General features: G+C 29.1%; 9 protein-coding genes. 1 reads left to right on the plus strand and 8 read right to left on the minus strand.

The window, feature by feature from the left end:
* Nucleotide 1 precedes the first annotated feature (1 nt).
* From ACTNAO_RS02060 to ACTNAO_RS02075, 4 genes are all read right to left on the minus strand, one after another.
* Nucleotides 2-925, minus strand: a complete 924-nt coding sequence (locus ACTNAO_RS02060; protein WP_441027080.1) for a carbohydrate ABC transporter permease — start codon at nucleotides 923-925, stop codon at nucleotides 2-4.
* Between the two features lie 91 nt (nucleotides 926-1,016).
* Nucleotides 1,017-2,225 (minus strand): sugar ABC transporter substrate-binding protein, encoded by a 1,209-nt coding sequence (locus tag ACTNAO_RS02065; RefSeq protein WP_441027082.1) that lies wholly within the window; start codon nucleotides 2,223-2,225, stop codon nucleotides 1,017-1,019.
* A gap of 353 nt (nucleotides 2,226-2,578) precedes the next feature.
* Nucleotides 2,579-3,520 (minus strand): PucR family transcriptional regulator, encoded by a 942-nt coding sequence (locus tag ACTNAO_RS02070; RefSeq protein WP_441046066.1) that lies wholly within the window; start codon nucleotides 3,518-3,520, stop codon nucleotides 2,579-2,581.
* Between the two features lie 4 nt (nucleotides 3,521-3,524).
* Nucleotides 3,525-4,634, minus strand: coding sequence for an ABC transporter ATP-binding protein (locus ACTNAO_RS02075; protein ID WP_441027086.1), 1,110 nt, complete (start codon nucleotides 4,632-4,634; stop codon nucleotides 3,525-3,527).
* A gap of 301 nt (nucleotides 4,635-4,935) precedes the next feature.
* Here ACTNAO_RS02075 and ACTNAO_RS02080 point away from each other — a divergent pair, with 301 nt between their 5' ends.
* Complete coding sequence (locus tag ACTNAO_RS02080; protein ID WP_441027088.1) at nucleotides 4,936-5,604, plus strand: helix-turn-helix domain-containing protein; 669 nt, start codon at nucleotides 4,936-4,938, stop codon at nucleotides 5,602-5,604.
* Between the two features lie 37 nt (nucleotides 5,605-5,641).
* Here the strand turns inward: ACTNAO_RS02080 and ACTNAO_RS02085 are convergent, their stop codons facing one another.
* The 4 genes from ACTNAO_RS02085 to ACTNAO_RS02100 all read right to left on the minus strand — a co-directional run bounded on the left by ACTNAO_RS02085 (nucleotide 5,642) and on the right by ACTNAO_RS02100 (nucleotide 13,245).
* A complete protein-coding gene (locus ACTNAO_RS02085) occupies nucleotides 5,642-9,148 on the minus strand; it encodes an ATP-binding protein (RefSeq protein WP_441027090.1) in 3,507 nt (1,168 codons plus the stop codon).
* Between the two features lie 48 nt (nucleotides 9,149-9,196).
* Entirely contained in the window at nucleotides 9,197-10,102 is a 906-nt protein-coding gene (locus ACTNAO_RS02090; protein WP_441027092.1) for a response regulator, read from the minus strand.
* Between the two features lie 623 nt (nucleotides 10,103-10,725).
* Nucleotides 10,726-12,780: a methyl-accepting chemotaxis protein gene (locus ACTNAO_RS02095; protein WP_441027094.1), complete on the minus strand. Its 2,055-nt coding sequence runs from the start codon at nucleotides 12,778-12,780 to the stop codon at nucleotides 10,726-10,728.
* Between the two features lie 159 nt (nucleotides 12,781-12,939).
* On the minus strand, nucleotides 12,940-13,245 hold the full coding sequence (locus tag ACTNAO_RS02100) for a hypothetical protein (RefSeq protein ID WP_441046068.1): 306 nt from the start codon (nucleotides 13,243-13,245) through the stop codon (nucleotides 12,940-12,942).
* Nucleotides 13,246-13,313 lie beyond the last annotated feature (68 nt).

The following is a 13,313-nucleotide window of genomic DNA, read 5'->3' on the forward strand; positions in this document are numbered from 1 at the left end:
GTTATTCAACCTCCTTGAATTGACCTGTCATTCTCATTTGTAAATAAGATATTGTAGCTAGAATAACAAATACTATAATACTAATTGTAGAAGCTGTTTGATACTTACCTAATGTAGATGCCAACTTAAAGTTAACAGATGCTAAGATATCAGTATAACCAGCCCATTGACTATCAGATCTTGCTGGTAAACCACTAGTTACAAGGTATGCAGACCCAAAGTTATTAAAGTTAAATGAGAATGATGTGATTAATAATGGATACGCAGTTTGAGCAATTGATGGTAATGTAATTTTGAAAAATTGTGTTGCTTTACTTGCTCCATCAACATCGGCTGCTTCATAATATTCTTTAGGTATTGATGCTAAAGCACCTAAACAAATATTCATTTGATATGGGAATCCAAGCCATATATTTACAAAACATAAAGCTATTCTTGCCCAAGTTGGATCAGTAAGCCATTGAATTGGTTCACTTATAATGTGAATATTTAATAGCATATTATTAATTGCACCATAACTACCATTTAATAAACCTTGCCATGAAAGAATAGCAACAGTTACTGGAAGTGCCCATGGTAAAATTAAAATTGCCTTATATACTCCTCTCTCCTTAATATTATTATTGTTAACCAACATAGCCATTATTAATCCCACAAAGAATGAACCAAAAGTTGATATTACTGCAAATACAACTGTCCATCCAAACACTGGGAAAAATACAGAACTAAAAGGTCCCTTGAAAACATCTACAAAGTTAGCTAAACCTACAAAATTAACTGTATCTCCTGAAATTATTGTCTTATCTGTGAATGCCAACCATACAGTATATAGTATAGGTAAAACAGATAAAATCAAGATAGATAATAATGGTATAGCTAAGAAAGCCAATGCTTTACCTGTGTCTTGACTTTTACGTTTATTCATAACAATTCTCCTTTCTATGATAACTTACAAGAATTAGAGGGGGCTTTACCCCCCCTAACCATTATTATATAAATTTATTTATATACTTTAATTATTGTTGTTTAATACCTTCTTTAATTTGTTCAACAGTTTTTTCAGCTGATGTCTTAGCATCTTGTGAACCATTTAAAAGAGCCTTTAAGTTGTTAGCACCTGGAGTCCACATGCATTGAACTTCTCTAACATTTGGCATTGGTATTGCTATTTCAGCTTGTTTAGAGAATGCCTTCATGTATTCATTTGATTTATATACATCGCTTTCTTGTGCAGATTTAAGAACTGGAAGTCTGTTACCTTCAGTTAATAAGTCATCTGGCATTTCCTTATTTAAATATTTTAATAAATCCCAAGCTAAATCTTGCTTGTCTTGATCAGATTTTGCACTTACGAATGCAGTTTGAACTCCTAAGAATGGTTTCATTGGTTTTCCATCTATTGTTGGAAGTTCAGCTATTCCTAAATTAACTGATTTACAATCTGCAACAGACCATGGTCCAGAGATATATAATGAAGTTTTTCCATCTGTAAAGTTTCCTTTAGCAATATCATCAGTAATATCTGCGGCAATTAACTTGTCATCTACAAATTTTTTTAAAGTTTCGAATCCTTTAATAGCTCCAGCATTTGCAAGTCCGATATCATCTGTATCAAGAGATCCATCATTATCCTTGAATACATATCCACCATTAGCTGATAAGAACCCAAAAGTTAAATAGAAGTCACTAGCATTAAACATAAATCCTTTTTCTTTACCTATCTTTATAGCTTCTTCCATAGTTTTTGGTGCTTCAGCAACTTTATCTTTATTATAGAATAATGCTACACATTCTTGAGCTATTGGAACAGCATATTGCTTGTTATCAATAGTTACAGCATTTATAACATTTTTGCTTGTATAATCTGATTCATTAATGAATCCTGATTTAACTTCAGCAAGAACTCCTGCTTTTTGATAAGTACCTAAGTTATCATTTGCTAAACCATAATATAAATCTGGTCCCTTAGAACTTTGTAATGCTGTTATAGCATCTTGCATTTCAGCAGTATCTTCTTGAACAGTAACTTTTACGTTATTTTCTTCTCCCCATTTTTCAGCTTTTTCTCTTAACTTATTAACTTCAGCTGTTTTTAAGTGAGACCATACTGTTAATGTCTTTTCTCCCTTACTAGAATCTGAACTCTTACTTCCGCATCCCATAAATGCAGTTGTTAATGTCATTGCAGCCATAACAGTTGCAAGAACTTTTGTACGTTTGCTCATATTTACTCCTCCTCATTTTCTTATATAACAAAACCCTTTTTATTTTATAGGTTTTATAAGCAATTCTCTTAATCATTTAATACGTATACATAAACATGAAACAATTTTTTCACAATATTTATTATACATCAAAAAATGACTTTTTGTAATATTTTTGTAATATTTTTATTATTATTGTTACCAATTTGTTATAAAGAATAGTACGTTATTTACATTGTTTACATTTACATTGCCCTTGGTACCGTTCCCAAATTTATTCTACTATAACTTGCAAACATTTTCAAGTGTTGTTCTCAATTTCTTAACAAAATTAATGATTGTTTTCAATTTATTAATATTTTATTAAATATTTCTTAATCTTTATATTCTTTCCACACAAATAATATTATTTTGAATATAACTGCATCATTAAAATTTCTTATATCAAAGCCAGTTTCTTTTTGTATTTTATCTAATCTATATATTAATGTATTTCTATGAATATATAATTCTTTAGCACTTTCACTTAAATTCAAGCCACATTTTAAAAAAGTATCAATAGTTTTTAACATTTCTGCATCAATTTTATCAAATCCATTACAATAATTGTTAGCAAGTCTTTTCTTGCTATTTATGTCTATATCGCCAATTAACTCTTCAAATAATAATGCTTTTTCATCAAGAACAATATTACTCATATTAAGTTTAATTGCAATATTGATGCGCCTATTACATCTTTCATAAATATCTTTTATGTGCATATATTTATCAACATACCCATAACTTATAATGCATTTTTGAAAAAATTCACAAGTTAATGATTCTTTAATACTTTCTGCATGTTCCTTAGCATTATCTAAATGTCCTAATATTATTAATTTACCATCAAATATTACCTTAATAGTATTTATCCCCTCATATCCTATTTCTACCAAGTCCATAATTTCTTCTAGTTCTTCTTCAACATATATTACAATAATACTAAATCCTTTTGAAAGAGATGGATATTCAGACAAGAACCTTACTTCGTTAATATTTTCCCCCTGTAAAACATCTAAAATAAGACTATCCTTTTTTAAATTCATATCTAAAACTGCATCTTTAACAAAATGAACAAGAAGGGGCAAAACCCTCTCATCCTGTTCACTTATTGTTAACCTATATTCCTTATTTCCAACAAGAAAATCTTTATATACTTTTTTAGTATATTCTTTAAAATCAGCAGTCCTATATATTTCCTTTTCCTTGAAGCTCAAAGAAAATGGAATATTAGATATTTCACTAATATTATTCATTAGTAAATTAATACTGTTCATTTAATTAGATTACTCTCATTTCAGTTTCTTTGTTAAATACATGAATCTTTGATGCATCCATATATATCTTAGCAGCTTGTCCTACTTTATAATCAGTAGTACCATTAACTCTTATAGTTAAAGCCTTGTTATCAACTTTAGTATGAATATAACTTTCAGCTCCCATAAGTTCAACTACTTCTACTCTAGCATTTATTGCTTGGTGATTTGCAGAGCTTTCATATTCACTATCTAATTCAATATTTTCAGGTCTTATACCAAATGTAACTTCTCTTCCTGCAAGATTTTCTTTCTTAAGAACTTTTGCAGTTTCTTCTGGTAATAAAATCTTTTGAGATTCAATTGTTGCATATAGCTTATCGTCTTCTTCTAAAATTTGTCCATCAAAGAAGTTCATTTGAGGACTTCCCATAAATCCAGCAACAAATATATTAGCTGGGAAATTGTAGATATTTTGTGGAGTATCAACTTGTTGAACTATACCATCTTTCATAACTACTATTCTTGTACCCATTGTCATAGCTTCAGTTTGGTCATGTGTTACATATATAAATGTAGTTCCTAATTGTTGATGAAGTTTAGATATTACAACTCTCATTTGAACTCTTAGTTTAGCATCTAAGTTTGATAAAGGTTCATCCATTAAGAATACCTTTGCTTCTCTTACTATAGATCTACCAAGAGCAACTCTTTGTCTTTGACCTCCAGATAAAGCCTTTGGCTTTCTATCTAATAAATGTTCTATATCAAGGCTCTTAGCTGCTGCTCTAACCTTTCTATCAATTTCTTCTTTAGGTGTTTTTCTTAATTTTAATGCAAATGCCATGTTATCATAAACACTCATGTGTGGATATAATGCATAACTTTGGAAAACCATTGCTATGTCTCTTTCTTTTGGTGGTAAATCATTACAAAGTTTACCTCCAATATATAATTCTCCTTTTGAGATTGTTTCTAATCCTGCTATCATTCTAAGTGTTGTAGATTTACCACAACCAGATGGTCCAACAAATACGATAAATTCCTTATCTTCAACTTCTAAATTGAAATCTTTTACTGCTGCCACATCTCCAGGATATATTTTCCAAATGTTACGTAATGAAAGATCTGCCATATTATTTTCTCCTCCTAAATATTTATATATTATTATTTTTTGATTACTAAATCATTTACATTAATGATATTACTTAATTGCAATTATGTAATTCATTAACATTGTTCTTAATTTCTCAACAAGTTGATTATACATCATAAAAATGTTTACATCAACTGTAAAAGGTTACAAAACAAATACAATAATTTTTGTACACTTTTCATAAATTAATATATAATTTTTGACAATCCCATTGAATAATTTGTATATTTACTATATATTTTGTATATATAATTATGTATTTTTAAGGTGGTGATTATGTATGTATGATGTTTTTGCTTCTGATGAATATTTTTTTAATGATGACGTCTTCTTTGCAATAGAAACTAAAGATAAACAAAAATTACTTTCTATAATAGAACATAAGCAGAAATTAGAAATACAAGAAAATGTACCTATTATTACAAAAAAGAATGATCTTATTATTTGGAATGCACTATTTATAAGAGAAATTATAAAAAAGGGACCTTCTAAACAATATCTTCATCCCTTATACAATAAATATTATAAATCCATTCAAAATTGCAATGATATAAGAGCTCTGCAAAAAATTGAAATACAAATGGCAACTTCCTATTTTGATATTTTAATAAATTCTGTAGAAGTTACTGATAATTTTATTATTAACAAAATTATCTCGTATCTTTATACTCACCTAGAAAACCATCTGTCTCTTGAAGAAATAGCAAATGATTTAAATATTTCAACAGGTTACTTATCCTCATGTTTTAGAAAAAATATGAATACTTCTGTAATGAGCTATTTTAAAAAAATAAAGATAGAGCGTGGCAAAACGCTTTTGCTTGATAGTAATAAAAGTATTCTTGAAATATCAACACTTTTAGGTTTTTGTGATCAATGCCATTTTAGCAAAATATTTAAAAGCGAAACAGGATATACTCCTACTCAATGGAGGAACTTAAAACTATAAAAGTCAAGCATTGCTTGACTTTAAGCTATGCTTGACTTTAAATACTACTAAGCCAATCTATTAATTTGTTTTCACAATCCTCATATTCCAATTCTTCAATTAATGAATTTATTTCGTTAAAATGTTTTTGATTTTCTTCATTAATTTCAAATGATGATATTCTATTTGCTATCTCTTCAGCCTCTCCAATATCAAAATTCTTAATAGCAGTTAACAACTTTTCTACTTCTTGTTTTAACTGTTCATCTGTAACTTTTTCCGTAGGTTCTTGAGTTTTTTCATCTTGTCCATAAGGTTCTAAAACACTTAAGTAACTTCTATATAGTTTTATCAATTTAGGTGTTTCATTTTTTATTTTATCTATATCATTATTATTTCCTGCTTCTTCTAAATCCCTTGCCATATTTGAAAGTTCTACAGCTCCAATTATTTTAGATGAACTCTTCAACGCATGTACTTCTATTGTGTATTCATGAATAAGATTATCCTTTGCATATTTTTCTATCAAATCTGATTTTTTCTCTATATCTCTATAATAGTCTCTAAGAGCCTTTTTATAAATTTTTTCTGTTTGTGTATAAGATAATCCTACTGATACATCTAATCCATCAATTTTAATTATTTCATCTACCTTATTATCTAAATTTGAATTAGTACATTTTTTAATTTTATAATCTGGAAGCCACTTTCTAATTTTTGATACAATACTTCTCATTTCAATTGGCTTTGCAACAAAATCATTCATTCCTTCCCTAATAAACATTTCTTGGGCATCTTTCATTGCATTTGCAGTAAGTGCTATAATAGGAACCTTTTTATATTTATCTCCATCTAAGCTCCTAATAATTTTTGCAGCTTCAACTCCATCCATTATTGGCATCATATGATCCATAAAGATAATATCATAATCTTTTTTCTTTACAAGCATAATTGCTTCTTCACCACTAGTTGCTGTTTTTATCTTCATATTAATAGGCTCTAATAGTCCTTCTGCTACAGTTAAATTAGTAACATTATCATCTACAATTAATATATTAGCTTCTGGTGCCTCAAATAACAAATAATCGTTTTCCTTATTTTGTTCATATTCATAAATTTCTTTGTTATTTAATACAGATGCAATACTCATACATGTTATTGGTAGATTTAAATTGTCTATAGTTTCGTCAACATCATCATACCTTTTGTCTACTATAACTCTTACCTTTACGTCTTTAAGGCTTTTTATATAATCTTTCACATCATTATTATATTTATAGTATCCAATAAAAATAAATTTAACACCATTAAGATATGCATACTTAATATCTTGTATACTATTACAAACAAAATATTCTATGTTTAGTTTTGTTAATATACTTGATAGAGAATCAATTTCTGCATCCTTTGATAACATAAATGCTACTTTTGTATCCTTATCGCCTACTAATATTGAACTTTCATCAACATCTATCATTTGTGGTATGCAAAAACTAAAATTAGATCCCTTTCCATATGTACTATTAACTGTTATTTCTCCTCCCATTTGTTGTACAATCATCTGAGTAATAGCAAGTCCTAATCCTGTTCCTTCAACATTTCTATTCTTTTTACTATCTAACTGCTGGAAAGAAACAAATAATTTATCTAAATCCTCTTCTTTTATTCCTATACCAGTGTCTTCAACTTCTACTATTAAATTAATAATTGATTTTTCTTGCCTTTCATAGGAAACTCTAATAGTTACTGTACCACTTGGTGTAAACTTTACTGCATTATTTAGTATATTTATCATCATTTGTCTTATTCTTACATCATCACCCAACAATCTTCTTGGTATAGTTGGATCTATGTCTACTAACAAGTCTAAATCTTTATCTTGTATTCTTACATTAATAACACTAATAACATCATTAAGTAATGATAATATTTCATAAGAATTAACACTTAATTCCATTTTACCTGAAGCAATCTTAGAATAATCCAATATATCATTAATTATTGTCAAAAGATTTTTACCAGAAGTTTTTATTTCATTTATGTATTTTCTCTGATCATTGTCTAAATTTCCTCTCAAAGCCATTTCCGCCATTCCAATAACAGCATTCATAGGAGTTCTTATTTCATGACTCATATTAGCTACAAAATTTGTTTTAAGCTTTGCTTCTTTAATAAGCTCTTCGTTAATTGAAGATGTTTTTTTGTATAATTCTTCAAGTCGCTTTTTCTCTCTTATGACCTTTTTTTGTATATAGAAAACACAATTTTCTTTACTATTGTATCCATGGGCAATAGCTTCTGCCATATCCTTGCATGACCTATAACCACATGCACTACAATTTCTCCTTCTATCTTCAGCTGTATACTTATACATAGAATTATATACATTGTTAATTTCTTCTTGTGATAATTTATTTTCTTTTACAATTTTCTTAGAAGAATCACAGGAGAAATTTCTTTTAAAATCCTCTTTATTTAATTTTTCAAAGATTTTATTCATTCTATTAATACGTTCTTCAAACTTAACATACTGTATATAATATTTATTTTTCTGAGCAAACTGTCTTTTAAACTTATTTGCTGAAATCCATGTTGTATTTTCTTTTTCTAATCTTCCAGTTGTTATAGCACCAACACATCCTTTTGCACAGTTAGATGCTTCTATTAATGTTGGTAACATAATTTGATTATTAACATACTTCTTATATGTATCCAAATAAGATTTTACATCATTGCAACCATGAATAGATAAAACACCATAATTAAAATCTAACACACTTTCTATATTATCCTTAATTCCTCCTGGCAAACAAAAAACAGCACCATTACCAAAAGTATTTTCTTCTTTTCCTTCATATTTTTCTATATTTATACCATTTATCATGTTGCATAATCCATTAAATGTAATATGATATGATATGACATCATTTCCATTTACATCTTCTTGTTTCTGTATACATGGAGTAATTAAAGCTAGTTTGTCTGAAACACCAAGATACTTTTTAGCATATATTGCTGTACAAATGGAAGGACTATGAAATGGCATAAGTTTATTAATAAGTTCAGGTTTATATCTTTCAATATAATTAATAACTATAGGACAAGTAGATGATATATATCCGTTATAATTATTATCTTTTAAGAAATCAGCATAAAGCCATGTTAATATATCAGATCCGTATGCTGTATTATATACATGAGAAACACCTAAATACTTAAGGTAACCAATAACGTTATAATATATATCTTCATATTTAAATTTAAATGCTGGATCAATTAAAACTGTTATTTTTTCTCCCGCTACTAAATCTATAAAAAATTTTTTACTATCATCCTTATATGTCCTTGCTCCATGGTTACATACTTCAATACACTTACCACATACGATACATTTATCTGTATTAACTTTTACCATTCTTGCTCCAGTTTTTTGATTTTGAACAACAACATTGGCAAATGGAACTGGACACACTGATATACACTTATTACATCCTATACATTTATCATTTGTATATATAATATCATCCAATACATTTTTATTTGGTATTCTATCATCTTCCTTCATTTTCATCATATCCTTTATTTTTTTATTAATAATATTAAAATAATAATATCAATAAATATACGTGCTAAAAAAACTATCTAACCTTTCTAACAATTCATTACGTCTTACAGGCTTTAATATGTATCCCTCTGGTTTTAATTCAAGAACCTTTTTTACCTTTTTACTATCTGCAACCCCTGTTAAAAAGAAAATAGGTATTTTTCTAAGTCTATCAACCAACTTAATTTTTCTATATACTTCAGGACCATCTTCTAATGGCATAACATAATCTAATAATATTAAATGTGGAATATTTGTTCTTAAATATCTCCTAGCACTTCGACCATCTTTCATAATTGTCACATCATATTTATCAGATAAATATACATTCATAAGTCTAAGTACCTTTATGTCATCATCAATTATTAATATCTTTTTTTTCTCATTATCATTGTGCATATAATTATCAACAGCTTTAGTTCCATAATCACTTTCACTTTCATTTTCATAATAATTATAGCCTTCACTAAATTGAACTTGATCTTTTGGTTCCTCATCAAGACAATCATCAAAATCAAAATCATCATTTTCATTATTTTCTAATTTTTGTTGTTCAAAATATTCATCTAAAGCTACTTGAATCTCAACTACTCCAAAAGGGGGAATTATCTCATAAATAATGTTCTCTTTTCCTATAGCCTCTTCTGCTGCAGCACATGCAGAAACTGTTCCAATTATCAACACTGGAATATTACTATTCTTTTTAATTATATTAAATACTTGCAATGATATATCGCCATCTTCAGCAACACATAAAATTGCAGCAGTTGGTTCATATTCTTCAATATTTTCTTTTATATCTTTATCTGTAGGTTTACTTATTGTGAGTTCGTATATATCTTCTAATTTAGAAATAATACTTTGATCAAATATATTATTTGCATTAACTCCTGTTATAATTATTTTATTGTCCATATCTGTATCCCCCCTATAGTGTAACTATTGTATATGTTATACTATATTATATTACATTTTATCTTGTATTTTTGTAAAATACTACTCTTTTTTACAGATTTTTTACATTATTCAATATTTATTAATTCCTTTATTTGTAAGTTATAAAACATATTATCGTCAAAATACATAAATAATTTCTTTGCCCTTATATATATTTAAACTTAATGTAAAAAACAGAAATTAGTATGAAATATAAAGAATGCAGGTAAACAACCAGATTACCTGCATTATAAAAACTAATATTTACAAATAAATAGATATGTAAAGACTTGTAGGATCTTCCTAAATTACAGATTATTATGGTAGAACAAATAATTCTTTTTTGTTCATCAAACAACTTGGATTGTCAACACTTTTTTATACAGTTATTATTCGGTCATATTAGAAATTCTATATTCTACTCATGAAAGGCTGAACTTGATTGTTCAGCCTTTTTCATTACAATAATAAACTGCTTCATGCAATCCCCTGACACCAGTTCTTACAGTTCAAAAAACCTTTTACCACAAATCTATCCTGTTCCTGTTCAAATTTCACCTTGCCATCATATTTATGAAATCAGAGAGAAAACCAACTATTTATTAAAGTGTAAACTTACCCACTACTTCTCCTAGATCTTTTGCAATAGAATCCTGTTCATGAGACATTTCTGCAATACCTGAAACATTCTCTGAAACCTTTTCAATGTTATCCATGATATCTGTACTTAACTCTGTCGTAACCTGCGTAGCTTCTGCAATATTCTGTATTGCATCCGTCACTTCCTGCATGATCTCTCTAATCGCATCTGACATTTTTGAAAGCTTATTTGATGTTTCATCAATGCTCTCTGCATCTTGTCCATACTGTTTTGCTACATCAACAAAACTGCTGTAATCAGGACTTACTGTATTTTTCAAAAAGCTAAGCATTTCATTTGCTTCGTCTAATAATCCTTCAAATGCACCTCTAACATCAGAAATGGTATTCTTGATCTGAGCAACTGTTTCTGCTGTATTGTTAGCAAGGCTTCCTATTTCTGCTGCTACAACCGCAAATCCTTTACCTGCTTCACCAGCTCTAGCTGCTTCAATCGAAGCATTTAATGAGAGAAGATTTATTTGTTCAGCAATTTCAGAAATAACATCTGCAAGCTGTCCAATGTTTTCTACCACCTTCGAATTTGCAATACTCTCCTCAAGACTCTGTTCAAATCTCTTTGATAAGGTATTGGCAGATTCAAAAGATTTCTGGCTGTTCTGATTAACTATTTCCGCTCTATTTCTGATCTCATCAGCCATCTTTAGACTTTGTCCAGCTTCCTGTGCCAGTAAATTAACATTCGATAATACCTCTTCTGAAGAAGCGTTTACCTCCTGGGTTGCTGCACTTGTTGAAAGCATAGATGAATTGATTTCCTTCATGAATTCGCTAATCTGTTCAAACTTCTCTTCAAGAGTTTTTGAAGATGATTTTAGTACTTCACTGTTCTTTCCGATTTCAACAGAATGATCACTAATCTTCTGAATAACACCTTTATTACTATCATACATATTATTAAGTGAATTGCTCATTCTACCAAGTTCATCTTCTGACGTAACCTTGATATGTTCTACACTAAAGTCACCATCAGCTAATGAACCTGCAAAATCATTTACTCTGCTTATACTCTTTGAAATATTATTTACAATTAGTGCCACGCTTAAAATCGTTGCTACAAGTGCAATCAGTGCAACTACGATCATGACAGTAATAATTCTGTTAATAGGCGTAACTAATTCTTTATCAGGTAACTGAAGTAAAAGTTTCCAGCCAGTCAAATCAATTGTAGCATAGTTCACGTTTATTCTTCCAAGGCTCGTATCCTGGTAAACTCCACTACCTGTTTCATTTTCCAAAATTACATTTCCTAAGGTTGCAAGCGAAGCATTACTGTCATTTAATATATTCTCTGCATTTTTTATCTTATCTTCATCTGCTCCTGCAATATATGTACCATTACCTGTAGTAAGTGTTGCCCATCCAGATTTACCAACAGTAATCTGACTTATTAACTCTGTAATAGTAGATAATTCAATATCTACAGTTACACATCCAATATACTTTCCACCGACAATAATTGGTGCTGCACAGGATGACATGATTGTATTAGAAGTCTCATCATAGTATGGAACTGTAAACTGTGCTCCCTGGGCATTTACACACATTGTATAATACTCCTGTTCAAAGTAGTTATACTCTGCATTGCTATAATCATATGTAGTTACCAGAGTATCTCCATCCTTGTAAACGTATGGACCCATATACTCTTCTTTCGGATCATATGCAAAAGGCTCAAACCATAAACCACTACCAAGTACGATATCATTATCCATAATAACATTACCCAGTATTTCTTCATACTCAGACATAGGTATATCTTTATAACCTTTCTCAACCAAAGCGGCTATTGTATCAGCCATATTTGATACAGATGATAGATACTCCAACATTTTACCATTCTGTGCTTCCAGTTCTGCTGTTCGTGTATTGGTAATCTGTTCATTGATCAATTTTCTACTTTGATTAACGCTTACATAGGTAAGAAGTGCCATAGAAAGAACAATAATAGGAATCATCGTTATCAACAATTTTACTCGTATCTTTTTTATTTTCATAGCCCATACCTCCTGTTCATCAGCAATAGTATCACCTTTACCACTCTGGAATGCAGTTACATTAGCATCATAATTTTGTCCAATCTCATCCGTATGGTTGATGCTTTCTCTCAGATTGTATATTTAAATTATATCAATATAGAATAAAATAAGCAAGATTTAGTATATATAATCAGACCTGAAAGGCATATCAATTGTTGATATATCTTTTGCTGTTAGTTGCCTGCTAATGCTAGCTAACAAGTCAGAAGATATATTTTTTTGTTTCTTTTTTATCTCGTTTTTATTTAAGAAAAAGTATTCATAAAGCTGCTTTATAAAATCCGCTATCTGTTCCATTAAATAGTGGCATTTTTGAGCATTAGCATTATATTCTTGTGCTATACTTGATGCTGAGCCTTCTTTGTAACGAATTATATAGTCCCAGTTATATTCTTTGCATCTATTAATTACTTTTTCAGACACATAAAGTCCATCTGCAAGTATACAAATAGGAAGTCTAGGATATGCCTTTTTTAACTTTTGTGAAAGGC

The sequence above is a fragment of the Clostridium sp. HCP1S3_C6 genome (assembly GCF_052066735.1).
In the GTDB taxonomy this organism is placed as follows: Bacteria; Bacillota; Clostridia; order Clostridiales; family Clostridiaceae; genus Clostridium.

Excerpts from the sequence above, each read along its gene's own strand:
- ACTNAO_RS02060 (WP_441027080.1), bottom strand. The coding sequence starts at position 925 with ATGAATAAACGTAAAAGTCAAGACACAGGTAAAGCATTGGCTTTCTTA.
- ACTNAO_RS02065 (WP_441027082.1), bottom strand. The coding sequence starts at position 2,225 with ATGAGCAAACGTACAAAAGTTCTTGCAACTGTTATGGCTGCAATGACA.
- ACTNAO_RS02070 (WP_441046066.1), bottom strand. The coding sequence starts at position 3,520 with ATGAACAGTATTAATTTACTAATGAATAATATTAGTGAAATATCTAAT.
- ACTNAO_RS02075 (WP_441027086.1), bottom strand. The coding sequence starts at position 4,634 with ATGGCAGATCTTTCATTACGTAACATTTGGAAAATATATCCTGGAGAT.
- ACTNAO_RS02080 (WP_441027088.1), top strand. The coding sequence starts at position 4,936 with ATGTATGATGTTTTTGCTTCTGATGAATATTTTTTTAATGATGACGTC.
- ACTNAO_RS02085 (WP_441027090.1), bottom strand. The coding sequence starts at position 9,148 with ATGAAGGAAGATGATAGAATACCAAATAAAAATGTATTGGATGATATT.
- ACTNAO_RS02090 (WP_441027092.1), bottom strand. The coding sequence starts at position 10,102 with ATGGACAATAAAATAATTATAACAGGAGTTAATGCAAATAATATATTT.
- ACTNAO_RS02095 (WP_441027094.1), bottom strand. The coding sequence starts at position 12,780 with ATGAAAATAAAAAAGATACGAGTAAAATTGTTGATAACGATGATTCCT.